This window comes from Bacillus sp. KICET-1, assembly GCF_027721405.1.
GTDB lineage: Bacteria > Bacillota > Bacilli > Bacillales > Bacillaceae > Bacillus > Bacillus velezensis.
Genome location: NZ_CP113515.1, coordinates 3,772,841 through 3,787,307, shown reverse-complemented (window position 1 = coordinate 3,787,307; position 14,467 = coordinate 3,772,841). Strand labels below are relative to the sequence as shown.

Genomic DNA, 14,467 nt, shown 5'->3' with positions numbered 1-14,467 from the left:
GGCTGTAAGGTTAATAATTTGGAGCGTAGCGAGGGATTATTAACCTAAAGCATCCCCCAAGTGTTCTTTGATCATTTGAAATTAAGAAGAGCCTAGATGTACAAAGTAAACTTTGTCCATCTTCTCATCATGATTAACAAGTTAATCATTCTTCGGAATAAACAATTGGAGGATTACTTATTGAAAAATGAAAATTTAACTAAATCAGTGTTCGTGTACTCTTTAGATTCATCTGCTTTTTATAATGATAAAGAAGAAAAATTAAATCAAGATTTGCTTCAACTTCGCCTTTATAAAAAGTTTTTGCAGAAGTTGGCTAAAAAAGTGGCAAAAATGAATGATTCAAATGTATCCGATATTCATTTAAATCTAACTGGTAAGCTCTTTGAGGAAGAAAGAAGCTTTAAGGAATTGGAACAATCGCTAATTACATATATCAAGAAAAAAGGTGAAAGTGAGTCCAGGCTTTCGAATGATATTGATGAGCTAATGGCCTGCAAATACAACAAAGCGAAAATCAACCGTCTTAAAAAAATTACTAACTGTTGGATTAACGAAAAGAAAGATGAATTAATTGAAGAGCAACAAAGTTTCAAAGGGACAAGAACCCTTAGAGGTGATTCGCTTAAAACAAAAGATGGAGAAGTTAGATCACAAAGGGTTATTTCTTTATTTGATTCAGTGCTAATTAGAACACTTGGATTGGACTACGATCAGATCACTGAGGAGATTATGATAGTTGAATCCTTTTACCATAACGTTTTTAGAAGCTTGGTTCAGAATGGTTATTATTTTAATAATGAAAAATACGTTTACTATGCTTCATCAGCAGGACAAATTAGACAAAAGAAGGGTGTATTCATCAAAGAAAAGACGTATCTGAAGAAGAAAAACACTCTGATGTGTGGGCTTAGTGAAGAGGTAATTAATTCTAAGGGCGGCATGAGCATTAACAAATGGATCGCTTACCTTGCCTTATCAAATAGCGCCAGTACATTATGGGAAGGGTTTAATATTGATGAGTGTATAGTTGTAAATGATTTTGAGACGGATGTGTCCACTGAGGTTGATTACATAAACGATGAAACATACGAAATTAAAAGAGAGTACAAGTCTATTCCAATAAATCATACGGATGGCTGTGGAATGATTCTCCCTGAGCTTTCGGAGAGTGCATTCATGTTTAGAGCCCCTTTTATGAAAGGAATGTTAGTCCCATTTCCATTTGATGAGTATTCTAAATTATGCCGGAAGACCAAAATTAAAGATATATACGGCAAGGAATGGGATATTGTTAAAGACGGTATTAAAATTATCCTAACGAAGAGTCAGTTTAAGCTCTGGAAACATTATGATTCATGGGATGATTACAAATCCAAATTTAAGAAGTATGAGTGTCAGGCAGCCAAGCTGAATGAAGAAGAGGATGAATTTAAAAACAGTGAACTTAATTATCAAATGATCCAGACACTAACCGACACGACAGATGAAGAATTAGATAAGCTTTCAGAAAACACAGTGAAGAGGATCCAAACGCTTTACAAAGATAAAGAATCAATGCTTGAGGTTATTGGAGCCGTTGAAAGCAATGCCCATAAAAATAACTTTCAGAAAGCTCATTTGATTTATCCTGAGTTGCTTAATGATAACCATTCAAAGGAGATTATTAAGAAGAATAAAAAGCGTTTGGTGAAGGAAGCAAAAGCAGGAAAAATTCTGCTAGAAGGCTCTCATTATACTTTTATTATTCCAGATTTGTATGCTGCTTGCGGTTATTGGTTTTGCGGTGATTCTGATCCAAAGGTTTTGCTAAATGACGGAGAGGTTAGTTGTAAGCTTTTTAATAATCAGCAAAAATTAGATGTGTTGAGGCCTCCTCATCTATCTAGGGAGCATGGCATTAGGATCAACAAGTTAAATGATGATCTTAAAGACTGGTTCATTACGAAAGGCGTGTATACGTCCACTAAAGATGCCTTGTCAAGACTTCTGCAGTTTGATGTGGACGGAGATAAAGCACTTTTAGTTAGCGACAGCACTTTTGTTGAGATAGCAGAAAGAAATATGAAAAATGATGATATCGTTCCTCTTTATTATGAAATGAAGACAGCAGAAAACCAAGAAATCAATAACGAGAACATCTATAAAAGCTTGGAACTGGCTTTCGAGGTAAATATTGGTGAATATAGCAATAACATAACCAAGGTGTGGAATAGTGATAAGGTTGATTTAGACGTGATCAAATGGCTTACAATGGAAAATAACTTTGAGATTGATTATGCCAAGACCTTATACAAACCAACCCGTCCTGAACATGTTAGTCAAAGAATTAATGGTTTCCTGAAAGGGACTTATAACAGGAAAGTTCCTCACTTCTTTATTTACGCAAAAGACAAGAAAAGAAAGAACGTCAGATCAAGAAATGATTCTGTAGTTAATCGGTTGGGTGAAAAAATACCGAATAACAGGGTGAACTTTAAGAGGCTGGCGGGAGAATTTGATTACACAAAACTGAAGAATGAGAATGCTACTCTTGGGCTTGATCAAGAGGTATTGACACGATTTAATGAACTCTACAAGTTGTATTCGAAGCAGCAACAGGAATTAGGTACAAAGGGAATTCTCCTGCAAATAAAAGATGAATTACTCAAAGATTATAGCAAAAAAAAGGTTGAAGATACAATGATTGTGACAGTCTATACAATGCTTGATCGTAATAAGCACTGGAAGGCCAAACAACAGAAAAAACAAAATGTTTCTCGTCAAGAAGCAGAATGGCATGTAACAAAAGAGATCAGAGAAACCTTGCTGAGTATTAGAGACAGCAGTTACATAACAGATATATTGGTGGAGTATCTATTCAATACTAAATGCTCTAAGCATAAGGATACACTATACAATTGTTTTGGGTATAACATTGTAAGGAATTTGAAAAAGAACATTCGCAGAGCTATTAAATGTGTTGATTGTGAGCGGGAAATCGAAAAGGGAACTAGGTGTGATAAGTGTCAAAAGGATAGGGAAAGAGAGTTAAATAAGCTGAGAAAACGAAAAGAACGTAAAAATAAAAAATGTCACGCTTAAATTACAAGAAAATAAATGAAGATGGATAAGCCCTTGATATACAAGGGTTTTTCCAGTTGTATAGTGATATCTATAATCTTCTTCTAGGGAAGAAAAAAGAAGTATTGATTTATGGATAATTATTTATACGGTTCCGTTATTATAATTTATCACAAAAATCCATACTATGCAATTTCGACCCAAACATTGTTTAATTCAACTTTGGACATCTATAGTCTTTTGGTTATTCCTCCTAAATAATCAAAGAATGCTGATCACTATGATCAGCCCCCCTTATTTTAGATAATTATTTCAAATAAAAATTTATTGATGGAAGGAGGACTATAAGTGGAAATTGATAGACATAAGCTATGGCTAGATATTCGCAAAAGAAGGTTAACTCAAACGGAAATTGCGAAAGAATGCGGTTGTGCTCAGTCAAAAATCAGCTCCTTTTTGAATTATGATTCAGATATGTCACCTGAGCTTATTCAAAGAATGAAAGACTTTGTCTACTCTAAGCCTGAGTATGAAAACGGAAAGCGTAGAGTAATCAAAGTGATCTAATTCTTTGTCGTTACTACATTAAACAGCATTGCGGAAACAATGTTGAAGAGATGTACAAGCCGACTCCAGCGACGTTAAATAAATGGTTTCGGGGTTTCATTAGTTTTACTCCTTTGATTTTATTTTTATTCTTATTCCGAGCCATTTTGGTTCGGGGTTTCTCCTTTTGACATGACTATGTGCGGGGCATCCTCAGTGCCCCCGTAATCGTGTTTAAATGAGAAAAAACAATTGGAGGAATAATAAAATGAAAGAAAATAAGGTTACTGATACGAAAATCCTCAAGTCAGGATATTACTGTAAGAAATGCGATTTGTTTTTTGAGAATACATGGGATATGGAATGCTACTGTCAAGGCGAAGGATGGTATAGAGCTAGTAAAGCGATTTTGATGTTAGAGAAGGTGCTCGGTAATGGAAAATAAAAAAGAACAACCAAGATGGGGCGAGCCAAATGAGAAGTTTCAAGAGTTGGTTAAAAATATTGATCCAGAAGTATTAAGAAAAGCGAATGAAAAAATAAAAGAGATGGCCAATGGTAAGCCTCTTTATAGATTTTAATTAAACATTTAGGAAGGAGGTGATGATATGAGCAAATTAGCAAATGACTTAATAGGCATTTTCAAGCTCGTTTCAAGAGACAGTGAGTTAATGAATCTTGCTTATTATAAAGAGTTGAGTAATCCAGCTAATATAGATGTGCAGCAAAGAGATGATTTTGATGACATCCTCAAAGGAATTATTGTTAGAGCTCCTAAATCTAACGATTTAAAAGAAGATGATCCTCAATGTCGGATCTGCATGTACTTTGGTAACGGCTATACTACACACAATAAGCGTATTACTTCCCAGGATGTAATGATTGACGTATACACCCATATTGATCATTTTGAAGACAATGATCCTAGAAGTCTCAAGATCATAGACCGGCTAATTGATATTGTTTACGATAAAAATGTTGCTGGTGTGGGTAAGGTTGCTAATATCAATAGAATGTTGATAGCTAATCCCCCTGATGGATACCTCGGCTATAAACTCATCTTTTCCTTTGGAGCTCCACAATAATGGAATATTCAAAGGACTTCTTTATTTTAGGTACTCCTATTTCAACAGATATAGGAGAGTGCCACTTCATTAGACTTAAAGATTATCCTCAGTTCGTAAATGATCTCTCTCAAATGGTTAAATCAAAATCTGAAATAATAGCTGAATTTCAAGAAAACAATAAATTTGGTCAATTGGATAGCTTGATCAATGATTTTAACGCTTCAACTTTGTTGGACATAGTTAATGTGATGGATCAGTTAAGAGCCTCTTACCAAAGAGTGTTTGCGAAGGTGTTTAATAACCCTGATGCATTCCAAGCTGTAGACGAGAAGAACTTTTACGATATCCGCAAGTTAATTCTTGATATGCATTGTTTAAAAGAAAAAAAGGTTAGCAAAAACTCTGAACTTGAAAAATTCAACAAGAAAAGTAGAGCGTTGAAACAGTCTGAGAACAATTATGATTTCTCCGATATTGTTAGTTGTGTTGTTCAATTTACTGGGTATTCATCCGCTGAAGTTCTTGAATTAACGCTTCCCCAACTTCACTCTCATTTTTTCAGAGGCGCTGCTTTTTTAAATAGCTCTGCTGCGATTGTACTCTCTACTGTAAGTCCGGAAGCTGCCAAAAACATTGGTTCTTGGAGTCAACATATAGATTTATTTGAAGAAGAGAAAAATTACATAACTAAGAAAGAAGCAAGAAACTTAGAGAAATTATTCTCAAATTAAAAAACAAGGTGGAATTTTAATAAATGAGTAAAAAGACAGTAATTCATGATGTATGTAACGTTGTTATGAAAAGAAAATCTGACGGGAAAGTTATTGCAACTGCTGAAGCACAAACAACTAGCCTGTCTCAAAGTATCCAGGAAGACTATTTAAAAGGCGGATGGGGAAACCAAAACCTTTATCAAATTAAGTCCGACAAGAATATTACAGGAACAATCAAAAATGCTTTCTTCAGCTTGGATTGGTTGGCCATGCAACAAGGAGTCAAGGTTGAAAATGGGACGGTGCAAGTATGGGAGGATGAGACGCTTACTGTTGAGACAGATGGAAAAGTAACTCTTAGCAAGACTCCAGTTGATGCAGTTTCTTTCGAGAATAGCGAAGGAGAGTCTTATCTTATGGAAACTGAATCCACAGAAGGTCAACTCCCTACAACTTTTGCAAAAGAGGGTGCGAAAGTTAAAGCACGATATAAAATTGATGCTGAAGGTGAAATTGTTGAAATTAAGGCTGATACATTCTCTGAAGCTTATGAGATGGAATATCACACTTTAGAGTACGATCCAGAAACTGAAACAATCCATAGTGATCTTTATATTCAGTTCGATAAAATCTCTCCTTCTGGTGAAGCAGAGCTAAACTTTGAAGCCGGCAACGCAATTACACCTGAAATCAAATTCACAGCGCTTGCAGTTGATAATTCTCTTGGGCGTTTCATTCGGGTTAAACGTAAAGCAGACGGATCAAAAGGTGAGAAACCTACTGAGTCTCCAAAGCAAAGCGTTGATCTTGGCGGCGCAAGTGCATAAGGGAGGCGTTGAAGATTCCTTTCTTAAATAAAGATGGAACTACGCTTACCTCTGCAAAAGATGATGGTACTGGCAACCCTATAACGCCTGTATCAATTGAAAATTCAACTATTCCATTAGAGGTTGATCTTAAAACTGATCAGCCTCTTGATGTTAATGTTGCAAACAAATCATCTATTCCAGTTCTTGTGAGAAACACAGTTCCTATTAAAACTCAGATCCAAAAGTCATACGAGGAATCTGTGTTAACAGATAATGATACTGTGGCAGTTGGTGCAACAAAATCGTACACATTAGATCTTGTTGAGAATTTAGGAGTGTTTAGAACTTATGGCGTTGCTCTGTATACAACACAGACTGACAGCGCAAATAGCAAAGTTACAGTTAGTGCTTATTCAGTACCGAAGAGCATTCCTTTTTATTCATCAACATCAGCAAGTGACAGCACAACTTTAATCAGTAATGCTGCATTTGTTTCAAACTATCCAATTCAAAAACAGTTGCCCTTCATTTGTCCAAAATTGCTATTGACAGTTAAGGCATCTGGAACAGTTGATATTACTGGTTTTAAAATGATTGTTTGGGGGATGGAATAATGACTTTTCATGATGTATGCGGAAAGTTTAAAAAGGTTGATGGTATTGAAGATGCATATTTACTGCTTTCAGAGGAGGACAATTATTACATAAGCCTGAGTGATTTTGAAAAGCTCTTTGAAGAGGATTTTGACGAAGAGCATCCATATGAATCACTTTCAGCAGCTTCTGATAATTCTCCAGCCTGGAAAGACATTTGGGACGATATTTGGACGGAAGACCTTTAATAAGGTCTTCTTTATTTTTAAAAGGAGGAATTAAATGAAATCGAAAAAATTAAGCGTATCAGGTGTAAAGACACTATCAAAAAGTGTTGATAAGAAACAAAAGGTTCAGATAAATGATGAGTATCATGTATACATCTATCCTCAGTTCGGTATGTTCAAGTTACAAAAGATGTTTGAGAATTTTGTGAAATCTCTATTAGAAGCTGAAGAGCAAGGTATTGACTTGAGTAAGATCAGCATGAATGATTGGTTAAGTTTTAATGTCGTGAAGGAGTTCAGTGACTTGGATATCCCTGATGATACTAAGAAACAGTTTGAGTTTTATTACGAGTTAATGAACACTGATCTCCTTTATCCAATCTTTAATAAGTTTCCTATAGAATCACTTGAAAAAATAAACATCATAGCTAATAGACTTCGATCCAATTTTGAAAAATTAGGATCTGCTAAGTCTGAAGAGTTTGAACAGATGATTATTAATACAGTAGCTGAACTAGAAGAAAAATAAAAAATAACCATTCAATTTAATCAAAGTCGATTCGCGAACGACTATAAATGTATAAACAAGGACAGAAAACAACATGCAGGATATATTAGCACCCTCCTTCCATGCTAGAAAAAAGTGATAAATAAGGATAAAAATAAAATAAATAGATTGACGATAGTAAACGTAAGTGTTATAATTAAGTTAAGAAAGGAGGGGAAATGAGTATGGAAAAGTTAGAGCTTATCCTTCGGGACTTGGCTTGGGTGGTTGCAATCCTAGCAGGAATAACAACCATGATCAAGAACATCAAGGACTTGAAGGCAAGCAAAAACAAAAAACGACGTTCTCCCGCCAAGAAGAAACGTCGCTCATAAGCTAGAGGGGATTTATTCCCCTTCTCTTATTATTATAACACTTTTCATTCCATACTCAAAACACATGAAAAAATTGGTTGATGTCACAACAATATTCTTTTTTATTCTGTTCATTATGCTGTTTTCGAATTTTGATTATGCTCATCTTAGCACCTTAGATATACTAACAATGGTATTAGCGTTAATCTGGTTGGTAGTTACTATCATAAACATTATCCTTAAGTGGAGGAACCTTAGAAATGACTAAGATTGTTTTTGACAGCATTGATGACTTAAAAGATTTTATAGCAAAAGAAATTTTAACTACATCTGAAGCGATTGAGATCATCGGCTGTAGTCGTCAAAACTTAAAACAGTTGGTCGATCGTGAAACATTAGTACCCATTAAAACAACAAGTCGGGATCGTTTATTTTTAAGAGAAGATATTGAAAGTTATAAAAGGAAAAGGTAAAGGCATCCGCAGCAACGGGTGCTTTTTTATTTGTGTTATGGTCACAAGAGAAATGTAAAAAATAAAGTAGGTGTAAAGCAATTATGCTGAACGAAAAAAAGATAAAAGCTATTGGATTAATTGCTGAAGGAAACCTCAGTATGACTGAAATAGCAAAGGAAGTTGGCGTTAGTCGAAATGCTCTGTATCTATGGAGAAAGGATAAAGAATATCAGCAGGAGCTAGACAAAGAGATACAAAATTTCAAACTTTTAGCGCAACAAGAAAGAAACGCAAGGGCCAAGAACTGGTTTAAAAAATTAGAATACATCGCCATGGATGATGACCAAAAGACTAAGGATCAGATAGATGCGCTTAAAACATTACTTGCTTACTCTGAGGGAACTCCAACGTCTAAGGTTGAAATCACTGAGACAAAGGCAAATGAAGTGGATAAAGAAACAATTGAAGATGAGATTAAGATGTGGAAACAATCAAAAGAAGACAAATAAAAAGCCCTCTCCTATGTCATTTAGAAGGGGCTTGTAACTTCTTCTTAGCTCTTATTAGAGTGCTTTTACTGATACCTGTAATATCCTCAACTTGTTTGTATGAATGATCGTTAAGTAACTCTAAGGCGTGTTGTATTTGCTTCTTCGAATACTTGTTAGGTCTACCCTCTCGGAAGTCTTCACGTTGCTTTGCAATGGCTTTTCCTTCCTGAGTACGTTCGACAATCATATCTCTTTCAAACTCTGCAAACCCACTCATAATGGTTAATATTAGCCTTCCTGTTGGTGTGTCTTCAACTAAACCCATGTTTAATACATGAACCTTCACACCCTTTGAAAACAATTCCTTGACTGTATTAATTGCATCTACAGTTGATCTTGCAAAGCGGTCTAGCTTAGTAACAACCAAAGTATCTCCTTCTTCAAGCTTTGATAAAACCTCTTTGAATTTAGGGCGATCAGCTTTAGTACCTGTGAATTTTTCTGAATAGATCACATCGCATCCTTGGTTCTCTAATGTGGCTATCTGTGATTCCAAATCCTGTGAAACTGTACTTACACGAGCATATCCATATTTCATAATAAAGCACTCCTTTTGTGTATCTATTTATGGAACTAAGTTATGACACCTCTTGATACCTTAATTCTACAGGGTTCAAAGGATGGTGTCAATACTTTAAGATATGACACCGATGAAGATATGAAACATGCTTAAATTTGTATGTAAGATAAGAAATTGCAGGCTGATTTAAGCATGTTTAAAGGGGCTGTGTGAAGAGTTAATGAGTTAGATACCAATAGTATTCAAGCTCATTAAAGTTGCTTAGGATGGCTCACAGTAAGGCATACCCCCCACCATTCTGTTTTTAAAAATGCTGTCTTATCCGATAGCAGGGTACAAATTTTTTGTAGTATTTTTCAAATTTCCGAGGTGATAAAAATAAGTGAGCAAATAAATATCAACACGTCAGAGAATAGACGTTTTCTATATGAATATTTAGTTAAACAAGCAGTTAAAGAGCATGATCTATCTGAATCAGATGCTGAAGAGTTTGCAGCGCATTTAATGAAAAAACGATCAGATGATTTATTTACATATCATGGTTTGGCTTGGGAACTAGGGCAGAAAAACCTTGAGTTCTTTTGTCTATTCTTCCTTCAAGACACATTTAGAGCACCTGGTACATCTGAAATAGCTCCTATTCATAAGCAAATATGGGAAGACATTGAGAATATGCTCCTACATAACACACATGATAAGCAAGTGTACGTCCTTCCTAGGGGTACTGGTAAGAGTGCATTCGCAAACTTGCCTACTGTAGCTTTTTCAGTTGCTAATAAGCTAAGAATTTTTACGCTTGTTTGTTCCTCTACAGGTGAGCTTGCGGATAAATTCATAAAACAGATCAAGGAAGTATTTGTTGACAACATCTATCTCCAATCTTGTTATGGAAAGCTTTTGGATCCATCTAATAAAAAATATATTTGCAACTCCTCTCAGCTGGAGTTTACAAATGGAACTATGGTTGAAAGTATCAGTAGTAAAACTGATATGAGAGGAAGGAAACACCCTGACAATACAAGGATTGAATTAGCTATCCTAGACGATTATCAAAATAATGATGACTGCGCTACAGATGCAAACAGAGAGAAAAAATGGAGACGTTTTGCAACTGATGTTAACTTTGCACTACAAAAGCCTGTATATGATAAAGATGGAAAGTTAATCAGGCAGGGTGGAATCATGGTAGGATGTGGGACAATTCAGCACCCAGAATGCTTTTATAGCAGGTTACTTAAATTGCCAACTTGGAGATCACGAAAAGAAAAAGGCATACTCGTTGATGACATTGATGAAATGTTCAGCTCTGGATTGTGGGCTGAATTTAAAGAAATCCTTTCAGATTCCAAAAATGAGAACAGGCTTCTTCATGCAAAGGAATTTTATTATCAACATGAGGATGAAATGAAATTCCCTATTCTATGGGAGAGTTATTGGAATCCTTTAGACATGGCACTTGCTTATTATGAAGACCCTGTGGCATACAACCAAGAGGTACAAGGTTTAATTACCTCAACAGGACAAAAGAAATTCAAAACAATTATCACTGAGTCTGCTGAAAAGATTGAGAGCCATGACTTTACAAAAACAATGCTGTCTATTGATCCAGCTGGGACAAGAAATAAACAAAAGAAGAAAAAGGACTATTATGCTTTTGTAGTTGGAAGTGTGTCAGACATGAATATCAAGTATGTTCGTAAAGGTACAGTGTTTAAGGGTGAGTATGAGGATTATATGGATTATACTCTCAAGCTCCTTAAAGAATATCCTGATATCAGTTTTGTAAACATTGAGAAAAACGTTTATAACGGTGCGGATGTTATTCAGCTTCAAGAGTTAGTAAGGAATGACCCCCAATTAAAAGGCAGAAAAATTGAGTGGCTCAATAATGCTGTAACCAAAAATAAGGATGACAGAATCAATACCATTGTTGGTGATGTCAATATGGGAAGAATTATCTTTAATGAAGAGGATGAGGAAGCGATACAGCAACTTAGAGATTTTGCTGGTGCGGATTTCTCAGCATACGATGACTTCCCTGATGCAGTAGCTGAATGGTCTAAAAGGATAAATGAAGTTGAAGTAATTAATATCTCGTCAATTCCAAGGAATTGGCTTTTTTAGATTGAGGTGAATTTATGAAAAATGAACAATTGATAACTAAAATGCTTGACCACCTAAGATTAAATCAAGGGCATCATGAAAAGTTAAAGCGATATTACTTAGGTGATCACGATATTTTGCATAGTAAAACAGCAAAAGATCCTCTTAAAGCAGACATGAGAGCTTATTTTAATTATTGCCGCAAGATGGTTCAGAATAGCGTGGGCTATTTGTTAGGTAAGCCGGTTAATTATGGATCAAAAACAGAGAATAAAGAGTTTATTAGCAACATTGATTATTACTTTAGCAATTGGGAACATGCCCATAATATCAAGTTGAAAATTGAGGCATCCATTCATGGGTATGCTTATGAAGCGAATTACATAAACAGTGAGGGTGATTTTGAGTGTGCTGCATATTCACCACTTGAAATGATCGTTCTTCATGATGGGACAATTGAAAATAAAGTTTCGATGGCCATTAGGAAATACAAAGTTCAATTTGATGAGACTGAGTATGTAGAAGTGTGGGACGATACGTTTTATAGCAACTATAAATTGAGTGGTGGGAAGTTGTTGCTCTTAGAGCAAAAACGACACAGATTCTCTAGATGCCCTGTTAGAGAGCTCAAGAACAACGATATTAAAAAATCTACATTTGAGGACATTATCAAGATTATTGACATGTACAATGCTATACATGCCAATGCGGCCAATGAACTTGTTGATCATAGAAATTCTTATTTAGTTTTCACAAACTGCAGCGTTGAATTTGAAGACGCCAAAAAGATGAAAGAAAACGGCATCATTATACTCCCTCATGAAAAAGCGGAGGTAAAGTGGCTTACTAAAGACTTACATGGAACCTTTGTGAAAGATATGCTTAAACAATGGCAAGATGAAATGTATATACAAAGTAATCAAGTAAACCTCAATGAAAACTTCCAAAGCAATACCTCAGGTGTATCCATCCGTTTAAAACTTCAAGAGTTAGAAAACCAATCAGCTATTGCAGAATCCCACTTTGAAAAAGTTCTTAAGGACAGACTAAAGTTCTTTTGTGAATTTCTATCTCTCAAGAAACAAGCCGAATTTGATTATAAAGATGTCAATGTAGCATTCACTCGAAATGTACCGGTAGATGAAGTTGCTATCGCTCAGATGGTATCAACTTTGAGCGGGTTAGTTCCCCATGAAGATCTCCTTTCAAGGCTGCCTTTCATTCAAAATCCTTCTGCTTCAATGCAAAAGTTAATCAAACAGCATGAGACGGTGAAGTTGCACAGCGCCAATAATATGAACACAACAGCAGTACCTAAACAGGACATTTCTGATGAAGAGGATCAAGAACGCCTCTCAAATGGACTGTAAAACAATATGGGAATCTTGTAAAAGGTCAGGGCAAGATATGTGTAAATGTGGGTTAATTACACAAATACAACACTCTATGGCGTGTACATAGAGGGTTAGGAGGAAATATGGATTTAAAAACTGTTAAAGAATTTTTAGAGCAAAACAAAGAAAAGGAAGAAGTTAAATCATATTTAGAAGAACTGTCTGCCGTATCTGCTGATAAGGTGTCAGGGTTTTTAGATACTGATGAAGGCAAGAAAATTTTGCAGCCACGATTAGATGAACATTTCTCAAAGAGTCTTAATACGTGGAAAACCAATAATCTGCAGAAACATGTTGATGAAAAGGTTAAAGAGTTATACCCAGAAAAAGATCCACTGGAATTAAAAGTAGCTAATTTAGAAAAGCAATTGGCCATGAAAGAAATGCGCTCTTTTGCAATGGATAAAGCGCATAAAGAGGGATTACCTTTAGAATTAGTGGATCTTGTAATGGGTGAAGATCAGGAGAAGACTAGTTCTAATTTAGATCTTTTAAAAGGCGTGTTTTCCCAACATATTGAGAATAAAACACAAGAAAGATTAAAAGCCGATGGCATTGATCCTAAAGGTTCACAAGAACCACCGAAGACATTCACAATGGAGCAACTTAAGAACATGTCTGAAGAAGAATATATTAAAAATCAAGAAGCGGTTGACGCTTATCTTAATAGTCAATCCAACTAATTTAATTACATAAGGATAAGGTGATAATATGTCAGTTCAAAATTTCATTCCAACAGTATGGTCAACAAAATTAAATCAAGCTTATGATAAAGCGATGGTATACGGTAATCTCGTAAATAGTGATTATCAAGGCGATGTGAGTTACGGGAATACAGTTAAAATCAATACTTTTGGTGAAATCACAATCGGTGATTACGGTAAAAATGGTGTAGGGGATCCTCAGGAGCTTGATTCTAGTCAAACAGAATTACTTATTGATCAGAAAAAATTCTTCAATTTTAAAGTTGAAGATGTGGATGCTGCTCAAGCTAATATCAATTTGCTAAATGGCGCAATGAATCGTGCTGCATATGGATTAGCAGATACTGCAGATCGGTTTATTGCAAATCTATATACTGAAGTAGATTCTAAAAATGTAATGGGCTCAGATACAGACCCAATTCAATTAACCAAACTAGATACTTATGATATTTTGGTCGATTTAAACACCAAACTTTCAGAAGCAAATGTTCCTAAATCTGAACGTTATGCGGTAGTACCAGAATTTGCTTATGGGTTACTGCAAAAAGATGACCGGTTTACAAAATTCCAAGAAATTCTTTTAAATGGATACATCGGTAACGTTGGTGGGCTACAAATCTATACATCTAATAACGTTCCTGTAATTGATGGTAAGTATAAGATTATGGCTGGTCATAGATCGGCAATTACCTTTGCGTCTCAGCTTAACAAATTGGAAGCGTACCGCCCAGAGAAATACTTTGCTGATGCTATTAAAGGCCTCCAAGTATATGGCGCAAAAGTTATTAAACCAACTGGAATTGCGGTCTTAACTGCATCTAAATAATAAAAATTGAGGGCGGAGGCTAATATCTCTGCCCT

Annotated in this window: 17 protein-coding genes; 16 read left to right on the top strand and 1 reads right to left on the bottom strand. The window is 35.4% G+C overall.

The annotated features are described in order from the left end of the window. The first annotated feature begins 180 nt into the window (after positions 1-180). From OVA33_RS18910 to OVA33_RS18855, 12 genes are all read left to right on the top strand, one after another. Positions 181-3,084: a hypothetical protein gene (locus OVA33_RS18910; RefSeq protein WP_025649596.1), complete on the top strand. Its 2,904-nt coding sequence runs from the start codon at positions 181-183 to the stop codon at positions 3,082-3,084. A 327-nt stretch (positions 3,085-3,411) separates the two neighbouring features. After that, complete coding sequence (locus OVA33_RS18905; RefSeq protein ID WP_014417453.1) at positions 3,412-3,630, top strand: helix-turn-helix domain-containing protein; 219 nt, start codon at positions 3,412-3,414, stop codon at positions 3,628-3,630. A gap of 413 nt (positions 3,631-4,043) precedes the next feature. Beyond that, a complete protein-coding gene (locus OVA33_RS18900; RefSeq protein WP_014417454.1) occupies positions 4,044-4,190 on the top strand; it encodes a hypothetical protein in 147 nt (48 codons plus the stop codon). A 27-nt stretch (positions 4,191-4,217) separates the two neighbouring features. Continuing rightward, on the top strand, positions 4,218-4,694 hold the full coding sequence (locus OVA33_RS18895) for a hypothetical protein (protein WP_017417539.1): 477 nt from the start codon (positions 4,218-4,220) through the stop codon (positions 4,692-4,694). Continuing rightward, complete coding sequence (locus OVA33_RS18890; RefSeq protein WP_017417540.1) at positions 4,694-5,407, top strand: hypothetical protein; 714 nt, start codon at positions 4,694-4,696, stop codon at positions 5,405-5,407. Before OVA33_RS18895 ends, OVA33_RS18890 begins: the two co-directional genes overlap by 1 nt. Before the next feature lie 23 nt (positions 5,408-5,430). After that, positions 5,431-6,216, top strand: coding sequence for a hypothetical protein (locus OVA33_RS18885; protein ID WP_017417541.1), 786 nt, complete (start codon positions 5,431-5,433; stop codon positions 6,214-6,216). A 14-nt stretch (positions 6,217-6,230) separates the two neighbouring features. Further along, complete coding sequence (locus OVA33_RS18880) at positions 6,231-6,812, top strand: hypothetical protein (protein WP_025649597.1); 582 nt, start codon at positions 6,231-6,233, stop codon at positions 6,810-6,812. Next, a complete protein-coding gene (locus OVA33_RS18875; RefSeq protein WP_014417458.1) occupies positions 6,812-7,039 on the top strand; it encodes a hypothetical protein in 228 nt (75 codons plus the stop codon). The genes OVA33_RS18880 and OVA33_RS18875 overlap by 1 nt, the downstream gene beginning before the upstream one ends. A 34-nt stretch (positions 7,040-7,073) precedes the next feature. After that, positions 7,074-7,547 carry a hypothetical protein gene (locus tag OVA33_RS18870; RefSeq protein ID WP_014417459.1) on the top strand — a complete coding sequence of 158 codons (474 nt, stop codon included), beginning with the start codon at positions 7,074-7,076 and terminating at the stop codon, positions 7,545-7,547. A gap of 203 nt (positions 7,548-7,750) precedes the next feature. Next, positions 7,751-7,900: a hypothetical protein gene (locus OVA33_RS18865; protein ID WP_017417543.1), complete on the top strand. Its 150-nt coding sequence runs from the start codon at positions 7,751-7,753 to the stop codon at positions 7,898-7,900. A 239-nt stretch (positions 7,901-8,139) separates the two neighbouring features. After that, positions 8,140-8,352 carry a helix-turn-helix transcriptional regulator gene (locus OVA33_RS18860; RefSeq protein WP_014721012.1) on the top strand — a complete coding sequence of 71 codons (213 nt, stop codon included), beginning with the start codon at positions 8,140-8,142 and terminating at the stop codon, positions 8,350-8,352. A gap of 83 nt (positions 8,353-8,435) precedes the next feature. After that, entirely contained in the window at positions 8,436-8,843 is a 408-nt protein-coding gene (locus OVA33_RS18855; RefSeq protein ID WP_014417460.1) for a transposase, read from the top strand. 16 nt (positions 8,844-8,859) lie between these two features. On the opposite strand, the gene OVA33_RS18850 is transcribed toward OVA33_RS18855, so the two are convergent. After that, the gene (locus tag OVA33_RS18850; protein WP_014417461.1) at positions 8,860-9,423 is read right to left on the bottom strand and encodes a recombinase family protein; all 564 of its coding nucleotides are present in this window, start codon (positions 9,421-9,423) and stop codon (positions 8,860-8,862) included. Between the two features lie 351 nt (positions 9,424-9,774). On the opposite strand from OVA33_RS18850, the gene OVA33_RS18845 reads away from it, so the two are divergent. The 4 genes from OVA33_RS18845 to OVA33_RS18830 all read left to right on the top strand — a co-directional run bounded on the left by OVA33_RS18845 (position 9,775) and on the right by OVA33_RS18830 (position 14,432). Further along, positions 9,775-11,529 (top strand): hypothetical protein, encoded by a 1,755-nt coding sequence (locus OVA33_RS18845; RefSeq protein ID WP_063636839.1) that lies wholly within the window; start codon positions 9,775-9,777, stop codon positions 11,527-11,529. 14 nt (positions 11,530-11,543) lie between these two features. Further along, positions 11,544-12,878: a phage portal protein gene (locus OVA33_RS18840; RefSeq protein WP_014417463.1), complete on the top strand. Its 1,335-nt coding sequence runs from the start codon at positions 11,544-11,546 to the stop codon at positions 12,876-12,878. Positions 12,879-12,985: 107 nt separating this feature from the next. Then, positions 12,986-13,585, top strand: coding sequence for a DUF4355 domain-containing protein (locus OVA33_RS18835; protein WP_014417464.1), 600 nt, complete (start codon positions 12,986-12,988; stop codon positions 13,583-13,585). Between the two features lie 28 nt (positions 13,586-13,613). Next, positions 13,614-14,432: a phage major capsid protein gene (locus OVA33_RS18830; protein WP_014417465.1), complete on the top strand. Its 819-nt coding sequence runs from the start codon at positions 13,614-13,616 to the stop codon at positions 14,430-14,432. Positions 14,433-14,467 lie beyond the last annotated feature (35 nt).

What these genes read in the sequence shown, in the direction of transcription:
- OVA33_RS18860 (WP_014721012.1), top strand. Translation starts at nt 8,140, where the DNA reads ATGACTAAGATTGTTTTTGACAGCATTGATGACTTAAAAGATTTTATA.
- OVA33_RS18850 (WP_014417461.1), bottom strand. Translation starts at nt 9,423, where the DNA reads ATGAAATATGGATATGCTCGTGTAAGTACAGTTTCACAGGATTTGGAA.
- OVA33_RS18865 (WP_017417543.1), top strand. Translation starts at nt 7,751, where the DNA reads ATGGAAAAGTTAGAGCTTATCCTTCGGGACTTGGCTTGGGTGGTTGCA.
- OVA33_RS18840 (WP_014417463.1), top strand. Translation starts at nt 11,544, where the DNA reads ATGAAAAATGAACAATTGATAACTAAAATGCTTGACCACCTAAGATTA.
- OVA33_RS18835 (WP_014417464.1), top strand. Translation starts at nt 12,986, where the DNA reads ATGGATTTAAAAACTGTTAAAGAATTTTTAGAGCAAAACAAAGAAAAG.
- OVA33_RS18885 (WP_017417541.1), top strand. Translation starts at nt 5,431, where the DNA reads ATGAGTAAAAAGACAGTAATTCATGATGTATGTAACGTTGTTATGAAA.
- OVA33_RS18855 (WP_014417460.1), top strand. Translation starts at nt 8,436, where the DNA reads ATGCTGAACGAAAAAAAGATAAAAGCTATTGGATTAATTGCTGAAGGA.
- OVA33_RS18830 (WP_014417465.1), top strand. Translation starts at nt 13,614, where the DNA reads ATGTCAGTTCAAAATTTCATTCCAACAGTATGGTCAACAAAATTAAAT.
- OVA33_RS18890 (WP_017417540.1), top strand. Translation starts at nt 4,694, where the DNA reads ATGGAATATTCAAAGGACTTCTTTATTTTAGGTACTCCTATTTCAACA.
- OVA33_RS18875 (WP_014417458.1), top strand. Translation starts at nt 6,812, where the DNA reads ATGACTTTTCATGATGTATGCGGAAAGTTTAAAAAGGTTGATGGTATT.
- OVA33_RS18870 (WP_014417459.1), top strand. Translation starts at nt 7,074, where the DNA reads ATGAAATCGAAAAAATTAAGCGTATCAGGTGTAAAGACACTATCAAAA.
- OVA33_RS18895 (WP_017417539.1), top strand. Translation starts at nt 4,218, where the DNA reads ATGAGCAAATTAGCAAATGACTTAATAGGCATTTTCAAGCTCGTTTCA.
- OVA33_RS18900 (WP_014417454.1), top strand. Translation starts at nt 4,044, where the DNA reads ATGGAAAATAAAAAAGAACAACCAAGATGGGGCGAGCCAAATGAGAAG.